Source organism: Ramlibacter sp. AN1133 (assembly GCF_037890035.1).
Classification (GTDB): Bacteria; Pseudomonadota; Gammaproteobacteria; order Burkholderiales; family Burkholderiaceae_C; genus Ramlibacter.
This window is the reverse complement of record NZ_JBBKTQ010000007.1, coordinates 98401-122923: the sequence shown is the minus strand read 5'-3', so window position 1 is coordinate 122923 and position 24523 is coordinate 98401. Positions and strand designations below refer to the sequence as shown.

14 protein-coding genes are annotated in these 24523 nt (G+C 70.4%); 9 read left to right on the top strand and 5 right to left on the bottom strand.

Going from position 1 to position 24523, the window contains the following annotated elements; all coding sequences use genetic code 11:
• Positions 1–6: 6 nt before the first annotated feature.
• Both WG923_RS11855 and WG923_RS11850 read right to left on the bottom strand, forming a co-directional pair.
• Positions 7–270 carry a hypothetical protein gene (locus WG923_RS11855; protein ID WP_340351167.1) on the bottom strand — a complete coding sequence of 88 codons (264 nt, stop codon included), beginning with the start codon at positions 268–270 and terminating at the stop codon, positions 7–9.
• Between the two features lie 98 nt (positions 271–368).
• Entirely contained in the window at positions 369–1589 is a 1221-nt protein-coding gene (locus tag WG923_RS11850; protein ID WP_340351332.1) for a Y-family DNA polymerase, read from the bottom strand.
• 129 nt (positions 1590–1718) lie between these two features.
• On the opposite strand from WG923_RS11850, the gene WG923_RS11845 reads away from it, so the two are divergent.
• Entirely contained in the window at positions 1719–2747 is a 1029-nt protein-coding gene (locus WG923_RS11845) for a BLUF domain-containing protein (RefSeq protein WP_340351166.1), read from the top strand.
• Here the strand turns inward: WG923_RS11845 and WG923_RS11840 are convergent.
• Positions 2741–3889, bottom strand: a complete 1149-nt coding sequence (locus tag WG923_RS11840; RefSeq protein WP_340351165.1) for an alpha-hydroxy acid oxidase — start codon at positions 3887–3889, stop codon at positions 2741–2743. The genes WG923_RS11845 and WG923_RS11840 overlap by 7 nt on opposite strands.
• A gap of 486 nt (positions 3890–4375) precedes the next feature.
• Between WG923_RS11840 and WG923_RS11835 the strand changes: the two genes are divergently transcribed.
• From WG923_RS11835 to WG923_RS11820, 4 genes are all read left to right on the top strand, one after another.
• A complete protein-coding gene (locus WG923_RS11835) occupies positions 4376–4711 on the top strand; it encodes a hypothetical protein (protein ID WP_340351164.1) in 336 nt (111 codons plus the stop codon).
• Between the two features lie 38 nt (positions 4712–4749).
• On the top strand, positions 4750–7404 hold the full coding sequence (locus WG923_RS11830) for a beta strand repeat-containing protein (RefSeq protein WP_340351163.1): 2655 nt from the start codon (positions 4750–4752) through the stop codon (positions 7402–7404).
• 80 nt (positions 7405–7484) lie between these two features.
• Positions 7485–12965: a hypothetical protein gene (locus WG923_RS11825; RefSeq protein ID WP_340351162.1), complete on the top strand. Its 5481-nt coding sequence runs from the start codon at positions 7485–7487 to the stop codon at positions 12963–12965.
• A gap of 1 nt (position 12966) precedes the next feature.
• Positions 12967–16017 (top strand): SdrD B-like domain-containing protein, encoded by a 3051-nt coding sequence (locus WG923_RS11820; RefSeq protein WP_340351161.1) that lies wholly within the window; start codon positions 12967–12969, stop codon positions 16015–16017.
• A 9-nt stretch (positions 16018–16026) separates the two neighbouring features.
• Here WG923_RS11820 and argH read toward each other — a convergent pair whose 3' ends face one another.
• Positions 16027–17418 (bottom strand): argininosuccinate lyase, encoded by a 1392-nt coding sequence (argH, locus tag WG923_RS11815; RefSeq protein ID WP_340351160.1) that lies wholly within the window; start codon positions 17416–17418, stop codon positions 16027–16029.
• A 106-nt stretch (positions 17419–17524) separates the two neighbouring features.
• Here argH and WG923_RS11810 point away from each other — a divergent pair, with 106 nt between their 5' ends.
• From WG923_RS11810 to WG923_RS11800, 3 genes are all read left to right on the top strand, one after another.
• Complete coding sequence (locus WG923_RS11810; RefSeq protein ID WP_445322923.1) at positions 17525–18568, top strand: sensor histidine kinase; 1044 nt, start codon at positions 17525–17527, stop codon at positions 18566–18568.
• A gap of 77 nt (positions 18569–18645) precedes the next feature.
• On the top strand, positions 18646–19380 hold the full coding sequence (locus WG923_RS11805) for a LytR/AlgR family response regulator transcription factor (RefSeq protein WP_340351158.1): 735 nt from the start codon (positions 18646–18648) through the stop codon (positions 19378–19380).
• A gap of 32 nt (positions 19381–19412) precedes the next feature.
• On the top strand, positions 19413–20621 hold the full coding sequence (locus WG923_RS11800; protein ID WP_340351157.1) for an AI-2E family transporter: 1209 nt from the start codon (positions 19413–19415) through the stop codon (positions 20619–20621).
• 117 nt (positions 20622–20738) lie between these two features.
• Here WG923_RS11800 and ppc read toward each other — a convergent pair whose 3' ends face one another.
• Positions 20739–23540: a phosphoenolpyruvate carboxylase gene (gene ppc / locus WG923_RS11795; RefSeq protein ID WP_340351156.1), complete on the bottom strand. Its 2802-nt coding sequence runs from the start codon at positions 23538–23540 to the stop codon at positions 20739–20741.
• A 29-nt stretch (positions 23541–23569) separates the two neighbouring features.
• On the opposite strand from ppc, the gene hemC reads away from it, so the two are divergent.
• Positions 23570–24517 carry a hydroxymethylbilane synthase gene (gene hemC, locus WG923_RS11790; protein WP_340351155.1) on the top strand — a complete coding sequence of 316 codons (948 nt, stop codon included), beginning with the start codon at positions 23570–23572 and terminating at the stop codon, positions 24515–24517.
• Positions 24518–24523: the final 6 nt, after the last annotated feature.

The window sequence follows — 24523 nt, the reverse complement described above, 5'->3', positions numbered from 1 at the left end:
GCCGCCTCAGCGCACGCCGATCCAGTCGCAGCGCAGCCGGCGCGCCCGGTGGGCACGGGCGCGCCAGGTCACGTACATGGTCGGCGCGGACATCGCCACCGCCAGCAGCGGCGCCGTCCAGAGGGCGCCGAAGGTGAAGGCCGGGATCCAGCCGACCCATCCGACCAGCCAGAGGGTCAGCATCACATCCCAGGTGTGGTATTCGACCGGGTGGTCGGTCTGGTGGGCAACGTGCCACTTCTTGATGCGCTGCAGGGCGTCCAGGTCCATTCGATGCTCCTCCGCTCGCCTCCGCCAGTGCGAGGGCTCGAAGCTCAGTGTAAGTTCCGCGTCAGCTCGGTCAATCCACCGGTTGGCTTTTCGGGCTGTCATCCGATATCCGGTGCGCGTCGTGCATCCTCGAACAGGTCCGGAGTGGTTTCTGCCACACGATGAGGGCTCTCGTCCGACCCGGCGGCGGCGGCGGCCGTGGCAAGCGAGTCGGCGCGCACCAGCTTGCCCACCCGCACGCCCAGCAACCGCAGCCGCTGGCGCAGGTCCACGCGCTTGAGGCACAGGCCCGCCGTGCGGCGGATCAGGGCCGCGTCGGCGGTGTAGTGGTCCAGGGTGTGGTCGCGGGTGGCGGTGCGGAAGTCGTCGTAGCGCAGCTTGATGCCGATCGTCCTGCCGACGTAGCCCTTGCGCCGCAGGTCCTCGGACACGCGCTCGCACAGGTCGGTGAAGATCGCGCCGAGCTCGGCGCGGTCGCGCACCGCGTGCAGGTCGCGCTCGAAGGTCGTCTCCCGGCTCATGGAAACCGGTTCGCTCTCGGTGACCACGGGGCGGTCGTCGCGGCCCCAGGCGGCCTCGTGCATCCAGGCGCCGTAGGCCTGGCCGAAGTGATCGACCAGCCATTCGCGCGGCTGCGCCGCCAGGTCGCCGATGGTGTGGATGTGCAGGCCGGCGAGCTTCTCCCCGGACTTGGGCCCGATGCCGTTGATCTTGCGCACCGGCAGCGGCCAGATCTTCGTCTGCAGGTCCGCCTCGAACACGATGGAGATGCCGTTCGGCTTGTTGAACTCGCTGGCCATCTTGGCCACCAGCTTGTTGGGCGCGACGCCGATCGAGCAGGTGAGGCCGGTCGCCTCGAAGATGGATTTCTGGATCAGGCGGGCCAGCACCCGGCCGCCTTCGCGCTGGCCGCCGGGCACGTCGGTGAAATCGATGAACACCTCGTCGACCCCGCGGTCCTCCATCACCGGCGCGATCTCCTGGATCACGGCCTTGAACGTGCGCGAAAAGCGCCGAATTTCGTCGAAATCCGCCGGCAGCACGAGGGCCTGGGGGCACAGGCGGGCGGCCTTCATCATGCCCATCGCGGAGCCGACGCCGAACTGGCGGGCCGGGTAGGTCGCCGTGGTGATCACGCCGCGGCCGACGTAGTCGCGCAGCAGAGGAAAGGCTTCCACCGGGATTTTCGACAGCGGCCGGTCGGCAAAGCGTTGCAGCAACGCATCATCCGCGCTGCGCCGGCCGCCGCCGATCACCACCGGCAGGCCCTTGAGTTGCGGATACCGCAACAGCTCCACGGACGCGAAAAAGGCGTCCATGTCGAGGTGGGCGATGCGGCGGAGGGCTGGCACCCGCCGATTGTCCTATTGCACGGAAACCGTAACCCTCCGCTTACGCGTTTGACGTAACACAAACCGTTCGCGTTCCCGAGTCGGGATCATCCGCGGATGGATCGTTGGGACCAAGAACACGGCGCCGCGAGTGCCGAGGGGCCGGTGGCGCGCATCATGTACGCCAGCCAGGCCTCCATCCGCCACTCCGTGTACCAGGAGATGGAGAAGATCCGCGCCAGCGCGCTCAAGCACAACGAGCCGGCCGGAATCGCCACCGCCCTGCTGCACCAGTCCGGCTGGTTCGTCCAGTGGAAGGAAGGCCCGGCGGCGGCGGTGCAGAAGATCATGGAACGCGTCGCCGGCGACGTGCGCCACTTCGACCTGCGCATCGTGCACCGCAGCCGCGGCCCGCGGCTGCTGACCGGCCCCTGGTCGATGGCGATCGTGCAGTGCCAGGAAACGACGGCGGACATGGAGCTGCGGGTGCAGCAACTCAAGCAGCAGGTCGACGACGGCCTGCAGTTCTCGCCCCCCGCCGTCTGGCGCCGCCTGTCGACGCCGATGCGGCATCCCGGCGCGATGCGCCAGCAGGACCCCGACGCGTTCCAGCGCGTGCTGGTCTGCGGCGCCTCGGGCATGGGCTCGTTCGACATGGTGCGCTGGCTCGCCGAGGAAAACGAGGTGGAGGTCGTGCACCGCCGCTTCGCCGGCGCGATCGAGCTGGATGTCGGCACCGATTACGTGGACTTCGAGCAGGAAGGGCGCGTCTGGCGCGTGATCGCGATGGCGCGCCACGGGCTGCACCTGCCGCTCACGCGGGCGTTCATCCCCGACTACTCGCATGTCGTCCTGCTGCTGTCGGTGGATGCGGAGCGCAACGAGCAGCTCATGCAGCGCGTTCTGCGCGCCTACGAGTTCCTGAACCATCCGCCGGCGCTGATCGGCGTGGCCAGCCGCGCGGACATGCACGCGCTGCCGGCCGCCCTGGCGCGCCGCTACGGCCTGCCTTACCTCACCGCGGTGGCGGATTCGCGCGACCCCGAGGCGAGCTGGGCCGAAGTCCAGCCGCTGCTGATGCACTGGCAGCAGGCCGCCAACAGCTCCGTGATCTCCGGCAACAGCCGGATGCTGGTCGGTCAGTAATTCGGCGGCAGCAGGATGCTGCGGTCCACGTCGCGGATGTCCGTGCGGCCGCAGAACGCCATCGAGAGGTCCAGCTCGTTGCGGATGATGGCCAGCGCCTTCTCCACCCCCTCCTGCCCCATCGCGCCGAGGCCGTAGAGCATCGCGCGGCCGATGTAGGTGCCGCGCGCGCCCAGGGCCACCGCCTTGAGCACGTGCTGGCCGGAGCGGATGCCGCCGTCCATGTGCACCTCGATGCGCTTGCCCACGGCGTCCACGATGTGGGGCAGGGCGGCGATCGACGAGGGCGCACCATCGAGCTGGCGCCCGCCGTGGTTCGACACGATCACCGCGTCGGCGCCGGAGTCGGCGGCCAGCCTCGCATCCTCCTCGTCCTGCACGCCCTTGAGGATCAGCTTGCCGCCCCAGCGGTTCTTGATCCACTCCACGTCGTTCCATGACAGGCGCGGGTCGAACTGCTTGGCCGTCCATTCGGACAGCGACCCCATGTCCTCCACCCCCTTGACGTGGCCGACGATGTTGCCGAAGTGGCGCCGCTTCGTGCCGAGCATGCCCAGGCACCAGCGCGGCTTGGTCATCATGTTCAGGATGTTGGGCAACGTCAGCTTGGGCGGCGCCGACAGGCCGTTCTTCAGGTCCTTGTGGCGCTGCCCGAGGATCTGCAGGTCCAGCGTGACCACCAGCGCGGAGCAGCCGGCGGCCTTGGCACGGTCGATCAGGTTCTCGATGAAGGCGCGGTCGCGCATCACGTACAGCTGGAACCAGAAGGGGTGGCGGCCCGTGCTCTCGGCGATGTCCTCGATCGAGCAGATGCTCATGGTGGACAGCGTGAACGGAATGCCGGCCTTCTGCGCCGCGCGCGCGGCGAGGATCTCGCCGTCGGCGTGCTGCATGCCGGTGAGGCCGGTGGGCGCGATCGCGACCGGCATGGCCACGTCCTGGCCCACCATCGTCGTGCGGGTGCTGCGCCCTTCCATGTTCACCGCCACGCGCTGGCGCAGCAGGATGCGGTCGAAATCCGCTTCGTTGGCGCGGTAGGTGCTCTCGGTCCACGAGCCGGAGTCGGCGTAGTCGTAGAACATGCGCGGCACGCGCCGCTGCGCGAGGACCCGCAGGTCCTCGATGTTGGTGATCACGGGCAAGTCACGTCTCCTGAAGCGGCCGCCATCGTAGCGGGTCGGCCCCGGGGCGCTCCGTGTTGCGTCGACGCCACCCCTCATGCCGTCTATCAGATTCAGCCAACCGCTGATAGGGCCGAGCTCTGTGGAAAACAACAGCTTAGGGCGTTCACTTAACCAAACTGACGTGAGAATCCGTCTAAGGAAGGGCTGATTGTAAATTCAAGCCCGATATTAGGTTTCATACGACACATATCGTTACGTGCAAGGGTGACCGTGCCCCGGACGGATGTGTCATTCGAATCCTGTTTTGTTGACTTTCCTTCCTTCGCAATCCGGAGCACTCCTGTGAGAAGCCATCGATCCACCCTTCGCGCGGCGCTAGTCGCGGGTGCCTTCGCAGCGCTTGGCTGCGCTGCCTGGGCCCAGCCGAACGTCCAGAGCGAACTCGTCGCGGAAAAGCTGGTTCGCGCCCCCTCGGGGCAGCTTTCCAGGACGGCTGCCGACGCCGTGAAGCCGGGCGACCTGGTCGCGTACACCGCGACCTACCGCAACACGGGCAAGGACGCGGCCCGCTCGCTGGTCGTGACGGTGCCCGTGCCGGCCGGCATGGACTACCAGGGCCGCCAGGTCGACGAGAAGCTCGCGCCCTCGCTGGCCAGCCTCGACGGCAAGACCTACGCCGCCATTCCGCTCACGCGCAAGGTGAAGAACGCGCAGGGGCAGGAGGTGGTGCAGGAGGTGCCCGTTGCCGAATACCGGTTCCTGCGGTGGAACGTGCCGCAGCTCGCTGCCGGCGCCAATGTTTCCGTGCAAGTGACCGCCAAGGTCAGCACCAGCCCTTGACCAGTGGGTGACCACGTCTTCGAAGAAAGAGACTCGCTATGAACTTGAAAAACCCCTGGCGCAAGGCGTTGGGAGCCGCGACCGCGGCCCTGGCCCTCGCCTTTTCCATGCTGCTGCCGGCCACGTCCGCGCACGCCGCGCCGGCCGCCGGCACGGTGATCGGCAACCAGGCCAGCGCCACGTACACGGACGGCTCCGGCACGTCCCGCACGACCACCTCGAACCTGGTGCAGACGACCGTCTCGCAGGTCAAGAGCTTCACCCTGACCGCGAACGGCAACCAGACGGCGACGCCCGGCCAGACGGTGTACTTCCCGCACACCATCAACAACACCGGTAACGGCACCGACAGCTACAACCTGAACGCTGCCACCGGCGCCCCCGGTACCCCGGGCTTCACGCCGACGGGCATGGTGTATTACGCCGACGCCAACGGCGACGGTGTCCCCGACAACGCAACGCCCATCACGACCTCGACGCCGGTGCCCGCAGGCGGCCAGTTCCGCTTCGTCGTGGCAGCGGTGGTGCCCGGTGGTGCCGCGCTCGGCGCGATCGGCAACGTCACCGTGAACGTCAGCGACACCGTCACGTCCTTGTCGAACACGGACCAGATCACCGTGGCGGCTTCCGCCGTGAGCGTGACCAAGAGCCTGGACATCACGTCCGGCCCGTCGCCGAGCACCTCGGCGGTCACCGTGACGCTGCGCTACACCAACTCCGGCACCGCCGCGGCGTCCGCCCTCGAGATCACGGACGTGCTGCCCTCCGGCATGACCTACGTCGCGGGCTCCGCCTTGTGGTCCGGGTCCTCGCTGACGGACACCGCGGGGGGCGACCCGGCGGGCATCTCCTACTCGGCGGTCACGACCGGGGGAGTGACGACGATCATCGCGACGATCGCCAGCGTTCCCGCGGGCGGCTCCGGAGACGTGAAGTTCAAGGTCAACATCGCATCCGGCCTGGCGCCCACCAACGGCGGCAACCAGTCGGTGACGACCAACGTGGCGACGTACAAGACGAGCACCCAGACCACCACGATGAGCACGAACAACGCGCTCTACACGGTGCTGCAGACCGCGTCGGTCGCCCTGAGCGCATCCAGCACGGTGCCCGGTGACACCAGCACGGCCACCGTGGCCCTGGCGGCCCAGGGCTCGGTGGTGAGCTTCCCGATCTACGCCTTCAACACCGGCAACGGCACGGACACGCTGAACATCAGCTACGCCAACATCGGCACCTTCCCCGCCGGAACGACCTTCCAGATCTTCCGCGGCGACGGCACGACCCCGCTGATCGACACCAACGGCGACGGCATCGTCGACACCGGCCCGCTCGCGCCGTCCACCACGGTGCCCATGGCCCTGGTCGTGAAGGCCACGCTGCCCGCCAGCGGGACTCCGGGTGCGGGCCCGTTCAGCGCCACCTTCACCGCGACGAGCGTCTTCAGCTCCGCCGCGACCGACACGGTGCTCGTGAGCCTGACGGCCATCACCCCGAGCGCGGTGGACGTGACCATCGACGCGGCGTTCGGCCAGGGCGGCGCGCTGGGCACGGGCACCGGCTCCGGCACCGCGGTCAAGACCGACTCGGTGACCCCGCTGCAAAGCGCCTCCAGCACCTGGCTGTTCCGCATGTACGTGAACAACCGCGGCACCGCTGCCGACGCCTACAACCTGTCGCTGCAAAGCGCGATGCCGGCCGGCTGGGGCGTCACCTTCTACGCCAACACCGCGGGCAGCTGCGCGACGCTGGGGAGTTCCATCTCGAGCACCGGCAGCATCGCCGGCCAGGGCAGCCTGCTGGTCTGTGCGGTCGTGACCGTGCCGAGCATCCAGAGCGGGTTCGCCGCCCCCGGCAGCCGCACCTTCGAGCTGCTCGCCCGCTCCGCATCCAATCCGACGCAGTCGAACGACTACGCGGCCGTCGCCATCGACCTGGCCACCGTGAACTCGGTGTCCCTGAGCCCGAACGGCATCCAGCAGACGTATGCCGGCGCGCCGGTGACGTACACGCACTCGGTCGCCAACCTCGGCAACACGGCCCAGACCGTGACCTTCACCGCCGGCTTCCTCACGGATGCGCAGGTGGCCGCCGGCTGGACGTCCTCCGCGTACATCGACAGCAACAACAACGGCGTGTTCGAACCCGGCACGGATCCGCTCGTGAGCACGACTTCCAGCATCCCGCTGGCCGTCGGTGCGAGCAAGACGATCTTCGTGCGCGTGTTCGCCCCCGGCTCGGCCACCTCCGCCAGCCCGGCCGACGTGACGACGCTGACCGCCACCTACACGGGCGGCACGACCTCGGCCACCGACACGACGGGCATCACCGATGGCCTGCTGCTGCTGAAGGAACAGGTCGCCACCGCGTGCGGTGGCGGGGCCCCGGCAGGCCCTTACTCGAGCAACCCGATCGCCGCCGGCGCAGCGACCGCTCCGGGCCAGTGCATCGGCTACAAGATCACCGCGACCAACACCACGGCGCAGACGATCAGCAACGTGGTCCTCTCCGACACGGTGCCCGCGAACACCACGCTGAACACCGGCTGTGGCTCGCCGGCTGCCAGCGGGGGCGCGACCATCGGCGGCACGGCGACGACCACCGGAAGCACCGGCACCGTGACGGCGACCGCGGCCACGCTCGGCGCGAACGCCTCGTTCACCGCCACCTTCTGCGTGCAGATCAACCCGTAGCCCGGGCGGCGCGAGCCGCAGTGACGGGCGGCGTCCTTACCGCAGGGCGCCGCCCTTTTTCTTGAGAAGGGACCGCGAAAGTGCAAGGTGCAGCCGGCAAGTTCCACGCGGCCGCAGGAAGATTCCTGCGCCGCCTGGCCTGCCTGCGCCGTGGCCTGCCGCTGCTGGCCGCGGCCGCGATCGCGGCCACCGCTGTCCCCGCGACGGCACAGGTCCCCTCCCGCACCATCCGCAACATCGCATCGGTCACGTATTCCACGCTGGCCGTGCCCGTCAAGTCCAACGAGACCCTGCTGGAAGTCGCTCTGCCGCAGTACAGCGTCAGCCTGCGCACCAGCACGCCCACCGCCCCACCGGGCCAGACCGTCACCTTCACCGCGCGCGTGGACAACCGCGGCGGCGCTGCCGCCCCCGCCGTGGCGGCCTACACGCTGGACGGCGTCGCCTCCACCGCGGGCTTCGTGCTCATTCGCGTGCCGGCGGACGCCGATTTCGCCGCTGCCGGCGGCATGTCCTTCTATCACTACGCCGGCCGCCCCGCCGGCGAATTCCGCAGCGGCGCGCCGGCGGCCGGCAAGGTCGACGCCGTCGGCATGCTGCTCGCGCAGGTGCCCGCCAGCGGCTCGGCGGAGTACAGCCTGCAGCTCGTTGCGCGCAACGTGGCGGCCGTGTACGGCAGCGGCGTCGTCCTGGAGATGGGCGCGGGCGTCGGTGCCGACGGCGGGACGGCGTCCTGGCTGCAGGCCGGCACGCCGGCACGGACGCAAGTGGTCGCCGCCCCCGTGGCGCTCAAGGTCTATGCCGACCAGGCCGCGACGCTGCCCGCGCGCGCCGTCTACGTGGGCAACAGCGCCTGGCTGCGGCTGGAGGCGCAGGCCTGCAACATGGACCCGAATGCGGTGGACGTGCGAACGGCCCGCGTCACCACCAGCGACGGCGACACCGAGCGCATCGTCGCCACCGAAACAGGCCCCGCCACCGGCGTGTTCCAGCTGCAGCGGCTGCCCACGCGCCACGGTGCGCCGCAGCCCGCCAGCGACCACCTCGAATCGCCGGCCGGAGCGACGGTGACGGTGACCGTGGACGGCTGCTTCGCTCCCATCACCGCCAACTTCCAGCTGATCGACCCGCGCGGCACCGTCTTCGATTCCAGCAGCAACGAGCCGCTCGACGGCATGACCGTGTCGCTGCTGGTCGCGCAGGGCGGCGCCTGCACCGGCAGCCTCGCGAACGTGCTCGCCGAGGACGACGCCGGCCAGCTCGTTGCCTCGCCCAACCCGTTCCGCACGGCCAACGGCGGCCGCTTCGAATTCCCGCTGGTGGCCGCCGGCAGCTACTGCCTGAAGGTGCAGTCCACGCCGGACTACACCTTCCCCTCCGCGAAGCCCCTGTCCGCCATGCCGGCGGGGCGCGTGCTCGCGGCCGGCGGCGCCGCGAACCCGAGCCTGGGCGCCCCGTTCCCGGTCGGTCCCGCGCCGGAGCCGGTGGTGCTGGACCTGCCGATGGATCCCACCGGCTCGCAGCCGCTGACGCTGTTCGTCGCGAAGAAGCCTTCGCGCGGCGTGGTGCTGGTGGGCGAGCAGCTGGATTTCACCGTCACCGTGCGCAACGTGGGCGACAAGCGCGTGAGCGCGATCCAGCTGCGCGACGTGATGTCGCCCGGCCTGAGCCTCATGCCCGGCACGGTGCGCGTCAACGGCGCGAACGTCGCCGAGAGCCCCTCCGGCGCCCGCCTGACGCGGGTGGCCCTGCCGGACCTCGACCCGGGGCAGACGCACACCGTCACCTACCGCACCGCGGTCACGACGTCGGCCGGCGACGACGTGCGCAATGCCGCCTTCGCCGCCGGCCGCGGCGGCCAGTCGAACACCGCCGAAGTGAAGGTGCAGGTGCGGCGCGGCTTCGAGACCGACAACAAGGGCGTGCTGACCGGCACCGTGTACCTCGCCTGCGGCCGCGAGTCCGCCGTGGGCATGCCCGGCGTGCGCCTGCTGCTGGAGGACGGCACCTCCGTGCTGACCGACGGCCGGGGCCGCTTCAGCCGCTACGGCCTGCGCCCGGGCACGCATGCCCTCAAGCTCGATCCCGCGAGCCTCCCCGATGGCGTGCGCCTGGCGCCCGGCGCGCGCCCGCTCGATTTCGTGGACCTCAAGGACGGCGAGCTGTTCAAGCGCGACATCGCGCTGGAATGCTCGCCCGCGGCGCAGGTCGCGGCGCAGGCGCGCGCCCGCACCGCGCCCGACGAGGAGGTGTTCCGCAGCATCGACCGCAACTTCACGGCGACGGTCCCCGCGCCGGTGCTGGCGGGCGTGGTGGGGCCGGTGACCAGTTCCGGCGTGGTCGCACCGGCTGCCGCGGCGCAGCCGCGCAGCGCGCCTCCCGCGGCTGCCGCCTCGGCCCCGGCGCCGGCGCCGGCGGCGCCCGGCGCCGCCCCCGCTGCGGCTGCGGCTGCGGAAACGGGCCAACCCTCCGCCCTGGAAGCAGCCCTGCTCGCCAGCGCGGACAACAAGGCGGCGTTCCTCAACCTGGCCGATGGCCAGGTGCTGCCCACCAGCGTCACCGCCATCCAGGTCAAGGCACCCGCGGAGAGCCGGCTCGAGCTCACCGTCAACGGCGAGGCCGTGCCTCCCACCCGCATCGGCCAGCGCTCGCTCTATGCCGAGAAGGCCATGATGGGCCTGGAGTTCGTCGCCGTGCAGCTCAAGCCGGGCGCCAACGAGATCCGGCTCGCGCAGAAGGACCAGTTCGGCAACGCGCGCGGCACGGCCGTGGTGCACGTGACCGCGCCGGGCGAACTGGCGCAGATCAGCCTGTCGCCCGTGGCCGAAGGCTTCTATTCCGGCGAAGCGGGCCAGGCCCTGGTGCGCATCCGCCTGCTCGACGCGGCCGGCATCCCGGTGACGGCGCGCCTGCCGGTCACGCTGTCCACCGACCTCGGCCAGTGGCTGGTCCCGGGCACCCTCGAAGCCGACGGCGCGGTGCGCGTGTTCGTCGAAGGCGGGCAGGCCGAGGTTGCGATCACGCAGCCCGCGCAGGCCATGCGCGTGAACGTCACGGCCGCCAGCGGCGGCGTGGTGCACCGGCAGACGCTCGACTTCGTGCCGCGCGCGCGTCCCTTCATCGCCGCCGGCGTCGCCGAAGGCATCGTGCGCCTGCGCTCCGGGCAGGCGATGCGGGTGGCGCCCACCACCTCGCTCGACGCGTTCAGCCGCGAACTGCAGGGCGTGTCGCGCGACTTCGGCCAGGGCCAGGTGGGTGCGCGCGCCGCCGTGTACCTCAAGGGCAAGGTCAAGGGCGACTACCTGCTGACGCTGGCCTACGACTCGGACAAGCAGACCCGCGACCGCCTGTTCCGCGACATCTCGCCCGACGAGTTCTACCCGATCTACGGCGACGATTCGACGCGCGCCTTCGATGCGCAGTCCACCTCGCGCCTGTACGTGCGCGTCGAGAAGGGCCACTCGTGGTTGCTGGTGGGGGACTTCAATACCGAGTTCGCCGCCGCTTCCGGCGTGAAGCCGACGTTGTCCGCCTACAACCGCCCGGTGACCGGCGCCGCGACGCACGTCGAAGCGGGCCCGGTCGCCGTCGATGCCTTCGTCACGCGCGACCGCACCAGGCAGCAGGTGGCCGAGATCGCCGCCAACGGCACATCCGGCCCGTACACGATCGGCGTCACCGACCTCGTGCCGAACAGCGAGCGGGTGGAGATCGTCGTGCGCGACCGCCTCAACCTGCAGGTGGAACTGCGCCGCACCACGCTCACGCGCCTGCAGGACTACGAGATCGAGGAGCTGAGCGGCCGCATCCTGTTGCGCTCGCCGCTGTTCGCCTTCGACGCCGAGGGCAACCCGGTGTTCCTGCGCGTGAGCTTCGAGGTGGACACGAACCAGGCCGCCTTCACCACCGCCGGCGCGCAGGTGACGGCGCGCGTGGCGGAGCGCACCACCGCCGCCGTGCGCATGGTGCGCGAGGGCAATCCCGCGGCGCCCTACACCCTGCAGGGCGCCATCGTGCAGTCGCAGGTGGGCCCCAACCTGCAGGTCACGACCGAACTCGCGCGCTCCGAGCGTGGCGGCGCCACGCCCGCCAGCGGCACCGCGGCGCGCGTGGAGGCCAAGGGGGCGGTGGGCCCGGTGGAACTCAATGCGGTCGTCACCAGCACCGGCAGCGGCTTCGACAACACCTCCTCCGGCGTGAGCCCCGGCCGCCTCGATGCGACCGCCAGCGCCAGCCTCAGGATCGCGGACAACCTGAAGATCGTCGGCAAGCTGGCCGAAGGCCGCGACCGCCGCACGCAGGCCCACCAGGAGGTCGCCTATGCCGGCGTCGAAGCGACGCCCCTGCCGGGCCTGACGGTGGAAGCCGGCCTGCGCAGCCTGAAGGACACCGGCGCCGTCGCGACGGCCGCGGCCGCGCAGCAGACCGACGTGACCACGGTGCGCGCCAAGGCTTCGCTGCAGCCGCAGTCGCTGCCGGAGCTCACCGCCTTCGTCGAGGCCGAACAGGCCCTGGAGGACTCTTCGCAGCACCTGCTCGCCGGCGGCGTGTCGTACCAGCTCGGCTCGGGCACCAAGCTGTATGCGCGCCATGAACTGGTGAACACGCTGCCGGTGCTCTCCAGCGCCGCGACCAGCCACCAGAAGACGGCGCTCGGCTTCGAGACGGCGTACCGCACCGGCGGGCGCTTCTACGGCGAACTGCGCGACACCGCGGGCCAGGGCCTGTCGCTGCCCGCCGCCGCCTTCGGCGTCAAGGACAGCTGGGAGCCGTTGCAGGGCGTGCGCCTGGCCGCCGGACTGGAGCGGGTGCAGGCGCTGCGCAACGCGCCGGCCGGCGCCACGCTGCCCACCGGCGGCGATTCGCTGGCGGTGACCACCAGCGTGCAGTTGAACCTGGCCGAGCGCTGGCGCGCCCACGCGCGCGTCGAAGTCAGCCGCGGCGACACCGAAGACACCCTGCTGGTCGGCTCCGGCCTGGCCTACAAGCTGAGCGACGCCTGGACGCTGCTGGCGCGCCAGGCCTTCTTCCGCTCCGAGCGCACCACCGCGCCGCGGCTGCAGATCACCTCGCGCATGCAGCTCGGCTCCGCCTGGCGCTCGGTGGGCCGCGACGCGCTGTTCGTGGCGGAGTCGGTGCGCGAACCCGTCGCCGAAGGCGGCACGCGCGAGTCGGGCGTGGTGTCGGTGCAGTACGGCCAGGACGCCGGCGACAAGCTGCGCTTCTCGACCCGCCTGGCCGCCCGCAGCTCGCGCGAGAACACGATGGGCATGGCGACGCGCTCGCACGCCGCGGTGGCGGGCCTGCGCGCGTCCTGGCAGGTGGACCGCCAGTGGAACGTCGCCGCCCAGACGCTGGTGCTGGCCGGCGCGGGCACGCGCAGCCTGGGCTTCGGCGTCGAGGCCGGCTACCGTTTCGCGGACAATCTGTGGCTGGTGGTGGGCTACAACTTCATGGAAGCGCGCGACCCGGTGCTGGCGCGCGACGACTTCTCCCGCGGCCTCTATTTCCGGGTGCGCTACCTCTTCGACGAGACGGCGCTGGACGGGATGGTGAACTGAGATGCGGATCACCACCGTCCTGCGTTCGTTCCTGCTGCTGCTCGCCTTCGCCGCGGCCCTGTGCGGCATCGCCCTGCAGCCCGCCCGCGCCGCGCTGCAGGCCACGCCCGCGTGGTGGGGCGCTTCGGCCGCGGCGTCCTCCAGCTGGCACTACCGCGTGCCGCTGACGCTGCCCGGCACGCCGGCGGCGAATGCGACGGCGGTGTTCAACGTCGATTTCAACGCGCTGCTCGCCAGCCTGGGGATCAGCGGGACCTTCGACGTGAACTCGCCGCGGGTGGTGGCCGCCGACGGCACGCTGGTGCCCACGCAGGAATTCACCGACGCGATGTACAACGGCGCGACGGATGCCGCCGGCAACGGCAGGGGCGAGATCCGCTTCCTGACCAACTCCACCGCCACGACGTACTGGCTGTACTTCGACATCACCCAGAACGGCACCAAGGCCGCCAACACGGCCGCCGCGATCGACGGCAACTTCGAGAACCCGGGGGCGATACAGAACAACCTCGTGGCGCCCACGGGCTGGACGGTCACCCGCAACGCGGGCGCGATCGACACGCAGGTGCGGCCGACGGAAGCGCCCTCCGTGACCGCCGACGGCACGACGGTGGGCAATGGCGCCTCGCCGCGCACGGTCGACGGCGCGCCGCGCTCCGGCCTCTACTCCTTCCTGATCGGCGCGCGTTCGGCCAACGAGTCGCAGAACGGCCAAGACATCATGCAGCTGCAGCGGACCATCGTCGTGCCGGCGACCAACCCCGGCGTGCTGAAGGTCCGCTTCCGCGTGCAGGGCTGGGATTCCAACGACAACGGCAACACGGGCAGCTTCGACTACCTGGAAGCCGCGATCACCGGCACCGGCATCACCACGAACAACTTCATCGGTCCGCTGGCGAACAACTACACGACCCTGCCGTTCTCGCCGAACAAGGGGACGACGCAGGCCGGCCGGAGCAACTCGGGCTACGGGCAGTACAACGGCTTCGACACCGACACGCGGGGCACCCACCGCGCCGGCATGACGGTCGCGGCGGGCTCCGAGCCGTGGTGGGAGGCGACCGTCGACCTCACGCCCTACGCAGGCAGGAGCATCACCCTGTCGTTCACCACCAGCCACATCACGCAGTACCGCTCGTGGTGGCACATCGACGACGTCGAATGGTCGGTGATCAACGGCACCGTCGGCACGCCGCAGGGCTTCGGCGCCGCGCTGGAACTGCCCTCCGCGGCCACCCCCGTGCAGTATCCGGGCGACGTGCTCACGATCCGCGCGCGGCTCGACGGCGTGGGCAAGACCGGCGCCGTGGTCGCCGACCTGTACCGGCCCGATGGCAACCTGGTGAAGGCCGGCATCCTCCTCTACAACGACGGCACGCACGGCGACGCGACCTCCGGCGACGCGCTCTGGACCAACAACGGCTCGGTCGCCGCCCAGGCGACGTACACCTTCAGCCCGTCCGACCCGGTGGGGGCGTGGTCGGTGGTGCTGCGCGCCGCCGACAGTTCCTCGCCCGTCTCGGGACAATCCGCGGGCCTGGTGCGCGTGCCGGGCCAGCCGGTCACGCCGGTGAACGGCACGAACTTCTCCAACGTGGATGTGCAGGCGATCACGTTCAGTCCCTTCATGGCCATCAGCGGCAAGGTGTACCGCGACAGCAACCAGAACGGTGCCCTGGACGGCGGCGAACCCGCCGCCGCGGGCATGTACGTGAAGCTGGTGCAGAACGGCACGGTGCTGGTGGCCACGCCCGACGGCAACGGCGCCTATGCGTTCACCGGGTTGCGCGCGGGCACCTATACCGTGCTGCAGTCCACCAACAACAACACGGGCGACACCTCGCCCAGCGTGCCGTCCGGCGCGGTGCAGACCGAACCGTCGGGGGGCGGCAGCCGCACGATCACGCTGTCCTCGGGGGTGTCGGTGACGGCCAACTTCGGCCAGTACACGGCGGTCAACAACCGCCTGACGGGCAAGATCTTCGCCGACTCGGGGGCGGGGAACGTCAACGCGCTCGACGGCTCGCAGGGCGGCAGCGAACCGGCGCTGGCCGGCCTGACGGTCACCCTGCGCAATGCGGCCGGCACCACGGTGGCGACCGCCGTCACCGGCGGCGACGGCCAGTTCGAGCTGGCGCTGCCTTCCAGCCTGGCGGGCACGCAGGTCACGCTGGTCGTGCCGGCCGTGACCGGCTACGAGCTGGCGCGCTTCGGGGCCGGCAACACCAACGGCACCGTGTCGCTCGCGGCCGGCACGCTCGTCTTCACCCCCGGCAGCGGCAACGACTATTCGGGCGTGGTGGCCTCGATGCTGCCCATCTCCACCCTCGTGCAGGGCCAGGCGAAGACCATGCCCCCGGGCGGCGTGGCGACCTATGCGCACCGCTTCAACGCGGACGCGAACGGCACGGTGAGCTTCGCGCTGTCGTCCCAGCCGCCCTCGTCGCTGCCGCAATGGCAGGGCCTTCTGTACCGCGACAACGACTGCAACGGGGTGATCGACGGCTCCGATGCCTTGCTGCAGTCTTCGGTGCAGGTGCTGGCCGGCGGCTCCGTCTGCGTGATCGTGCGCGACCTCGTGCCGCAGTCGGCCAGCATCAACATGGTGAACCAGCACCAGCTCTCGGCCACCTTCGTGGTGACGCAGGGCGTGGGCTACACCGCCGCCCCGGCGGTGAATCTCGACCTGACGACCGTGGGCACCACCACCGGCAGCGGCCTGACGCTCACGAAGGCGGTGCGCAACCTGACCACCGGCTCCGGCTGGGACACCGCCGGCCAGGCCGTGCCGGGGCAGAGCCTGCAATACCGCCTGACCTTTCGCAACGACACCGCCAGCCCGATCACCAGCGTGCAGGTCAACGACTTCCTGCCGGCCTACGGGGTGTTCCAGAGCGCCGCGTGCGGGACGATGCCCGCGGGCCTGGCGTGCAGCGTGAGCACCAGCCCCGCGGCCGGCGCCACGACGGGCGCGATCCAGTGGACCTTCACCGGCCCGGTGGCGCCCGGCGCCACCGGCGAGGTCACCTTCAACTGGATGCTGGCGAACTGAGCGCGGCGCTCAGGCCAGGCGCTGGCGGTGCCGCTCGATCTGCGCGCGCACCTGCGCCGGCGCGGTGCCGCCCAGCGTGTTGCGCGCATTCAGCGAGCCGCGCAGCGACAGCGCGTCGTACACGTCCTTGTCGATGGAGGGATGGAACTGCTGCAGCACGGTCAGCGGCAGCTCCGACAGGTCGCACTGGTGCGACACCGCCGCCTTCACCGCGTGCGCCACGGTTTCGTGGGCGTCGCGGAAGGGCAGCCCCTTCTTCACGAGGTAGTCCGCCAGGTCGGTGGCGGTGGCGTAGCCCTTGAGCGCCGCCTGCTCCATGGCCTGCGGCTGCACCGTGATGCCCTCGATCATCTCGGCGAAGATACGCAGCGTGTCCTTGAGCGTGTCGACGGTGTCGAACAGCGGCTCCTTGTCTTCCTGGTTGTCCTTGTTGTAGGCCAGCGGCTGGCCTTTCATCAGCGTGATCAGGCCCATGAGGTGGCCGACCACGCGGCCGGTCTTGCCGCGGGCGAGCTCCGGCACGTCCGGGTTCTTCTTCTGCGGCATGATCGACGAGCCGGTGGTGAAGCGGTCGGCGATCCGGATGAAGCCGAAGTTCTGCGACATCCAGAGGATCAGTTCCTCGGAGAATCGGCTCACGTGCACCATCACCAGCGAAGCGGCGGCGGCGAATTCGATGGCGAAGTCGCGGTCGCTCACCGCGTCCAGCGAGTTCTGGCACACGCCTTCCATGTCCAGCTCGCGCGCCACGGCTTCGCGATCGAGCGGGTAGGTGGTGCCGGCCAGGGCGGCGGCGCCGAGCGGCAGGCGGTTGACGCGCCGGCGCACGTCCAGCATGCGTTCATGGTCGCGCGCGAACATCTCCACGTAGGCGAGCATGTGGTGGCCGAAGCTCACGGGCTGCGCCACCTGCAGGTGCGTGAACCCGGGCAGCACCACCTCGACGTTCTTCTCCGCGATGGCGACCAGCGCCTGCTGCAGGTCCACCAGCAGGTCCGCGATCAGGTCGATCTCGCCGCGCAGCCACAGGCGCACGTCGGTGGCGACCTGGTCGTTGCGGCTGCGGCCGGTGTGCAGGCGCTTGCCCGCGTCGCCCACCAGCTGCGTCAGGCGCGCCTCGATGTTCAGGTGCACGTCCTCCAGATCGAGCTTCCACTCGAAGGCTCCGGAGGCGATTTCGGCGCGGATCTGCTCCATGCCGCGGCGGATGTCGGCAAGGTCCGTTGCGGAAATGACACCCTGTTTCGCCAGCATCGCGGCGTGCGCGAGGGAGCCCGTGATGTCCGCCTGCCACAGCCTCTTGTCGAAGAACACGCTGGCGGTGTAGCGTTTGACGAGGTCGCTCATGGGCTCGCTGAAGAGGGCGGACCATGCCTCGGACTTGTGATCGAGTTGGCTCATAGGAGATGCACGTAGGCGCTGGCGGATGGGCAAAGGGGGTGTGCTTCACCAATAATGGCGGCCGAAGGAGGCCTTCGTGCCGCGCACGCGCGCGGCCCCACAGGTGATGGACGACTCGCAACTATTATCCGCGTTCCAGGAACTGGCCCGGGAACAGCAGCCGAAGGTGGCGCCACCGCGGCACCGGGCGATCTTCGACGCGTGCCACGTGGGCGTGGTGCTGCGGGCCGTGGTCTTCGTCGAGGCCGTGATGGCCGTCGGCGCCATGTTCGGCGCCGAATCGCTGGTGCAATGGGTCCAGCGCACCGCGGTGCTCAGCGCCGCGGCCCTGCCCGGGGCGCTCGGCTGGCTGGTGGTCACCTGCAGCTGCAAATGGCTGCTCGCGCGGCTGCCGGCCATGGCGCAGCAGGGCTTCGGTGTCGCCCTCGGGACGGTGTGCGGACTCTATGGCTGCGGGATCCTGGCGCTGGTGACCGGGCCGGGGCAGGTGTCGTGGGTCGGCTCCGCCTTCGCGGGCGCGCTGCTGTCGAGCGTGATGGTCGCGGCGCTGGTGCTGCGCGCCAAGGGCCGCATGCCCGCGGAGACCACCGCGCGCCTGGCCGAACTGCAGGCCCGCATCCGCCCGCACTTCCTCTTCAACAGCCTCAACAGCGCGATTGCCCTGGTCCGCGAGGACCCGGCGAAGGCGGAAACGCTGCTGGAAGACCTGAGCGAGCTGTTCCGCCACGCCCTCGTCAGCAAGGAGGAGTCCGCGACGCTCACCGAGGAGGTGCAGGTGGCGCGCCACTACCTCGCGATCGAGCAGGTGCGCTTCGGCGATCGCCTGCGGGTGGAGTGGTCCATCGACCCGCGCGCCGGCAGCGCGCGCGTGCCTGCATTGTTTTTGCAGCCGTTGGTGGAGAATGCGGTCAAGCACGGCGTGGAGCCGAGTCCGAGCGGAGCGGACGTGAAGGTGACCACCCAGCGGCGGGGCAGCGTGGTGGTGATCAAGGTAACCAATACCGTGCCCGCCGGACAGGGGCGGCGCGGGCATGGCGTGGCGCAGGAGAACGTGCGCGACCGCCTGCGGCTGCTGCACGACGTGCAGGCGCAATTCCAGACGGCCCTCATCGACGGGCTGTACCAGGTGCGGATGGAGGTCCCGGCATGAACGCCCGCCGGGCCGCGCAGAGGGCGAGCAACGAGCCGGGGCGCAGCGCGCGCCGGCGAGAGTGACGGAGGTGGGCAATGGCCTTGAAGATGCTGCTGGTCGATGACGAGCCGCTGGCGCGGTCGCGCCTGCGCACGCTGCTGGCGGAGTGCAAGAACCCGGCAGCCGAAGCCACCGCGGAAGCGGCCAACGCAGCGCAGGCGATGGAGCACCTGCGGCGCCAGGCATTCGACGGCGTGTTGCTCGACATCCACATGCCCGGCGCCGACGGGCTCGCCCTCGCGCAGGTGCTGCGCACGCTGCCCGATGCCCCCGCCGTCGTCTTCGTCACCGCCTACGCGGAGCATGCGGTCAGCGCCTTCGAGCTGGAAGCGGCGGACTACCTGACCAAGCCCGTGCGGCTGGAACGGCTCGAAACCGCGCTGGCGCGGGTGGAAAAGGCGCGCCAGGGCCGCGGCGCCCCGGAGCCGGAACAGGAAGTGCTGGTGATCCAGGACCGCGGCCGCACCGAGCGGGTGCCGGTGGCCGAAGTGCTTTATTTCAAGGCGGAACTCAAATACATCACCGTGCGGACCGCCTCGCGCAGCTATATTCTGGATGGATCGCTCAGCGACCTCGAGGAGCGCCACGGCACGCAATTCCTGCGGGTGCACCGCAATGCGCTGGTGTCGCGGCGCGCCGTCCGGGCGCTCGAAAAACATTACGACGCGGAAGAAGGCGAAGGCTGGGCCGTGCGGCTGAACGGGGTGGACGAATCCCTGTCGGTGTCGCGGCGGCAGCTGAGCGCCGTGCGGGAGGCGTTGGCCAGCTAGGGGAGAACGGGGCTCGTGGAGACCATCCTGCTTTGAGTTCCGAACCATCCGGGCCCCTGCGCCCCACCGATCCCGCCGAGATCGAAGACATCCCCCGCACCCCGGTGGACCCCAAGGCACCGCCGCACGTGCTGCTGCACCTGCCCGTGGCCAATGCGCGCAGCGCCGCGCTGGGCGTGCTCATGGTGCTCGCGGTGCTGGCCGTGCTGCGGCTGGCCAGCGGCTTCTTCATTCCCCTCATGCTGGGCCTCGTGTTCACCTACGCGCTGTCGCCGGTGGTGGACTGGCTGCACCGGCGCGTGCACGTTCCGCGCGCGCTGAGCGCGGCGGTGCTGATCCTCGGCATCCTGGGGAGCACCGGGGCGGCGGTGTATTCCCTGTCCGACGATGCCAACGACCTGATCACCTCGCTGCCGGACGCCGCGCGCAAGCTGCGCGATGCCCTGAACCGCAATCCGAAGAAGACGGATACGGCGCTGGAGACGGTGCAGAAGGCCGCGGCGGAACTGCAGAAGGCGGCGGACGAGGCCGGCGGCCGCAATGCCGCCCCTCCCACCCGCGGCGTTGCGCGCGTGGTCGTGGAGAAGCCGAAGTTCGACCTGCGCGAATACCTGTGGAGCGGCACGCTCGGCATCGCCACCCTGCTCGGGCAGACCGTCGTGGTCATGTTCCTCACCTACTTCCTGCTGATTTCGGGCGACACCTTCCGCCGCAAGCTGGTGAAGATCGTGGGCCCGGGCCTGGCGGAAAAGCGGCTCACCGTGCAGGCGCTCGACGAAATCAACGCGCAGGTCCAGCGCTACCTCATCGTGCAGCTGGCGACGAGCGTGGGGGTGGGCCTGGTCACCGGGATCGCGTTCGCGGCGCTGGGCCTCAAGCACGCCACGGTGTGGGGCATCGCGGCGGGCGTGCTGAACCTGGTGCCCTACGTGGGCAACCTCGCGGTCACCGCCGCGGCGGCGCTGGTGGCCTTCCTGCAGTTCGGCGAGGTCCGCATGGCGCTGATGGTGGCCGGCAGCTCGGTAGCGATCGACACCATCAAGGGCTACCTGATCGTGCCGTGGGCCACCAGCAGGACCAGCAGCATGAACCCGGTGGCGGTGTTCGTCGGCGTGCTGGCCTGGGGGTGGATGTGGGGGATCTGGGGACTGCTGCTCGGGCTTCCCATCCTCATGGGCGTGAAGGCGGTGTGCGACCGCATCGACCACCTGAAGCCGATCGGGGAGCTGCTGGGGACGTGATGGGTCTTTTCCCTCCCGCTCCGGGGGAGGGCAGGGTGGGGGCGCTCGGAGGCCGCGGCGCTGCGCAGCGCCCCCACCCCAGCCCTCCCCGGAGGGGGAGGGAGAAAGAAAGAAGCTTCAGCCGGTATTGCGCAAGCCCGCCGCGATCCCGTTGATCGCGATGTGGATCCCTCGCCGTTCGCGCTCGTCGGCGCTGCCCTGGCGCCAGCGCCGCACCAGTTCCACCTGCAGGTGGTGCAGGGGATCGATGTAGGGGAAGCGGTGCCGGATCGAGCGCGCCAGCGCGGGGTTGCTGGCGAGCCGCTGCCTGTCCCCGGTGATGAGGGCGATCGCATCGACCGTGCGCTGCCACTCCGACTCGATCGCGCCGAAGATGCGCCGCCGCAGCCGCGCATCCGGCACCAGCTCCGCATAGCGCGAACCGAGCGCGAGGTCGCTCTTGGCCAGCACCATGTCCATGTTGGACAGCAGCGCCTTGAAGAAGGGCCACTGGCGGTACATGCGCTGCAGCAGCGCGACCTGCTCCTTGCGCTCGCCGGCGGCGATGAAGTTCGCCACCGCCGTGCCGAAGCCGAACCAGCCATTGAGCGTCAGGCGCGCCTGGCCCCAGCTGAAGCTCCAGGGAATGGCGCGCAGGTCCTCGATGCGCTGCGAGGCCTTGCGCGACGCGGGGCGCGAGCCGATGTTCAGTTCCGCGATCTCGCGGATCGGCGTGGCGCTGAAGAAGTAGTCGACGAAGCCCGGGGTCTCGTACACCAGGCCGCGATAGGCCTTCATGCTGGCCTGCGAGAGGGCTTCGGCGGCCTGCAGGAAGGCCCGGGAAGCCGGTTTGGTCGGCTGCAGCAGCGTGGCCTCGAGCGTGGCCGCCACCAGCGTCTCGAGGTTGCGGCGGCCGATCTCGGGGTTCGCGTACTTGGACGCGATCACCTCGCCCTGTTCGGTCAGGCGGATCTGCCCCCGCACGGTGCCGGGCGGCTGCGCCAGGATGGCCTGGTAGCTCGGTCCGCCGCCGCGGCCCACGGTGCCGCCGCGGCCGTGGAACAGCCGCAGCTGGATGTTGTGGGAATTGGCGAGTTCGTCGAACAGTTCGACCAGCGCGATCTCGGCGCGGTACAGCTCCCAGTTGCTGGTGAAGATGCCGCCGTCCTTGTTGCTGTCGCTGTAGCCCAGCATGATGTCCTGCTCGGCGCCCGAGCGCTGCACCATCTTCGCCACGCCCGGCAGGCCGTAGAAGGCGCGCATGATGGGCGCGGCATTGCGCAGGTCCTCGATGGTCTCGAACAGCGGGACGACGATCAGGTCCGAGACCGCGCCGTCGTCCAGCGTGCCGCGCAGCAGGCCCACCTCCTTTTGCAGCAGCATCACCTCCAGCAGGTCGCTGACGGCTTCCGTGTGGCTGATGATGTAGTGCCGGATCGCCTGCGGCCCGAACAGGGCGCGCAGGCGCAGGGCGGTCTCGAAGATCGCCAGCTCGCGGCGCGCATGCTCGCTGTAGGCGTGCCCGAGCACGCGCAGGGGCCGCGCGTCCGCCAGCAGCCGCAGCAGCACCGCGCGCTTGCCCTCTTCGTCCAGCTTGCGGTAGTTCGCCTCGATGCGGGCGGTGGCGAGCAGCTCCGCGACCACCTCCTCGTGCTGTTCCGAGTTCTGCCGCAGGTCCACGGTGGCGAGGTGGAAGCCGAACACCTCCACCGCGCGGATCAGCGGCCTCAGGCGCTGCTGCACCAGCGCCGAAGCATGGTGCGCCAGCAGCGAGTCGCGCAGCGTGCGCAGGTCGGCGAGGAAGTCCTCGGCGCGCGCATAGGGGCTCTGCGGCGGCAGGACGTGCCGGGCCGCGTCGCCCCCGGTGGCGGCCTTCAGCGTCGCGGCCAGGCGCGCGTACATCCAGTTGACCGCCCGCCGATACGGCTCGTCCATCCGGTGCTCGCCGCGGTCCGGCGAGCTGTCCGCCAGCGCCTGCATCTCGGGCGTGACCTGCACCAGCAGGGCCGACATCGAGAATTCGCTCCCGAGCCAGAACAGCTCCGTCAGGTAATAGCGCAGCGCCACTTCGCACTGGCGGCGCAGCGCGTAGTCCAGCGTTTCGGCCGTGACGTTGGGGTTGCCGTCACGGTCGCCGCCGATCCATTGCCCCATGCGCAGGAAGCTGGCGACGGGGTGCTGGTGGCCCAGTTCCTGTTCGAGCTGGCCATACAGCTTCGGGATCTCGCGCAGGAAGGTCGCCTCGTAGTAGCTCAACGACGTCTCCACCTCGTCGGCCACCGTGAGCTTGGTGAAGCGCAGCAGGCGGGTCTGCCACAACTGGAGCACGCGCGCGCGCATCTGCCCCTCGTTGGCCGCCAGCTCCTTCGGCGCCAGCGCGTCGCGCGGCAGGGCGCGGGCACGAATCTCGTCGCGCTCCGTGAGCAGCCGGGCGAGGTCGCGCTCGGCGTCGAGGATGCTCTTGCGCTGCACTTCGGTCGGGTGCGCCGTGAGCACGGGGGAGAGGTAGCTGTGCGCCAGCGCCTGCGACACGGCGCGCGGCTGGATGCCGGCCCAGCGCAGCCGGGCCAGCGCCACCTCGATGCTGCCCTCCTGCGTGTCGCCGGCGCGCTCGTGCACCTGCCGCCGCCGGATGTGGTGGCGGTCCTCCGCCAGGTTCGCGAGGTGGCTGAAGTAGGTGAAGGCGCGGATGACGCGCACCGCTTCCTGCCCCGAGAGGGACTTCAGCAGCGATTTCAGCTCGCGGTCCGCCGCCTGGTCGTCGTGGCGCCGGAACGAGACGGAGAGCTTGCGGATGCGCTCGACCAGCTCGAAGGTCTCGACGCCTTCCTGCTCGCGGATGACGTCGCCGAGGATGCGGCCCAGCAGCCGGATGTCCTCCACCAGCGGGCGTTCGTTTTCCTTGGCGCGCCGGACGGGCGGCTGCTCGGTGGGGGGCATGGCTGCTCTCGTTTTTGGGAACGCAGGGGATGCTAGCATCGACATTCCCCCATGGATTACAAGCAGGTTACGAAGTGAGCCAGTTCACCATCGCCACGCGCGAAAGCCGGCTCGCCCTCTGGCAGGCCGAACACGTGAAGGCCTTGCTGGAGCAGCGCGGGCACCAGGTCGCGTTGCTGGGCATGACGACCAGGGGCGACCAGATCCTCGACCGCTCCCTGTCCAAGGTGGGCGGCAAGGGCCTGTTCGTCAAGGAGCTGGAAGTCGCGCTCGAGGAAGGCCGCGCCGACCTCGCCGTGCACTCGCTCAAGGACGTGCCCATGGACCTGCCGGAGGGCTTCGCGCTCGCCTGCGTGATGGAGCGCGAGGATCCGCGCGACGCCTTCGTCTCCAACAAGTTCGGCCAGCTCGCCGAGCTGCCGCAGGGCGCGGTGGTCGGCACGTCCAGCCTGCGCCGGGTGGTGCTGCTGCGCGCGCTGCGGCCCGACCTGAAGATCGAGCCGCTGCGCGGCAACCTCGATACGCGCCTGCGCAAGCTCGATGACGGGCAGTACGACGCGATCGTGCTGGCCGCCGCGGGCCTCAAGCGCCTGGGGCTGGGCGCGCGCATCCGCGCCGTCTTCGACACCGACGACATGCTGCCGGCCGCGGGGCAGGGCGCGCTGGGCATCGAGACGCGCTCGGAGCGCCCCGACGTGGCCGCCGCACTGTCGGAGCTCGCGCACCAGACCACCTGGCTGTGCGTGGCCGCCGAACGCGCGGTGAGCCGCGCGATGGGCGGAAGCTGCTCGATGCCGCTGGCCGCCCACGCGACGCTGGAAGGCGAGTACCTGCAGCTGCGCGCCGCCTGGGGCGACCCGGAGAAGGCCGGCGCGCTGGTGACCGCGCGCGCGGCGGAAGTGGTGGCCGACCTCGCCGAAGCCGCGAAGCTGGGCGAGGAAGTCGCCGCCAAGCTGCGCGCGGGCGGCGCCCACTGAGGGCCT

Coding starts and splice junctions, on each gene's coding strand:
- WG923_RS11855 (WP_340351167.1), bottom strand. CDS start 270: ATGGACCTGGACGCCCTGCAGCGCATCAAGAAGTGGCACGTTGCCCAC.
- WG923_RS11850 (WP_340351332.1), bottom strand. CDS start 1,589: ATGGACGCCTTTTTCGCGTCCGTGGAGCTGTTGCGGTATCCGCAACTC.
- WG923_RS11845 (WP_340351166.1), top strand. CDS start 1,719: ATGGATCGTTGGGACCAAGAACACGGCGCCGCGAGTGCCGAGGGGCCG.
- WG923_RS11830 (WP_340351163.1), top strand. CDS start 4,750: ATGAACTTGAAAAACCCCTGGCGCAAGGCGTTGGGAGCCGCGACCGCG.
- WG923_RS11820 (WP_340351161.1), top strand. CDS start 12,967: ATGCGGATCACCACCGTCCTGCGTTCGTTCCTGCTGCTGCTCGCCTTC.
- argH (WP_340351160.1), bottom strand. CDS start 17,418: ATGAGCCAACTCGATCACAAGTCCGAGGCATGGTCCGCCCTCTTCAGC.
- WG923_RS11810 (WP_445322923.1), top strand. CDS start 17,525: ATGGACGACTCGCAACTATTATCCGCGTTCCAGGAACTGGCCCGGGAA.
- WG923_RS11805 (WP_340351158.1), top strand. CDS start 18,646: ATGGCCTTGAAGATGCTGCTGGTCGATGACGAGCCGCTGGCGCGGTCG.
- ppc (WP_340351156.1), bottom strand. CDS start 23,540: ATGCCCCCCACCGAGCAGCCGCCCGTCCGGCGCGCCAAGGAAAACGAA.
- hemC (WP_340351155.1), top strand. CDS start 23,570: ATGCTAGCATCGACATTCCCCCATGGATTACAAGCAGGTTACGAAGTG.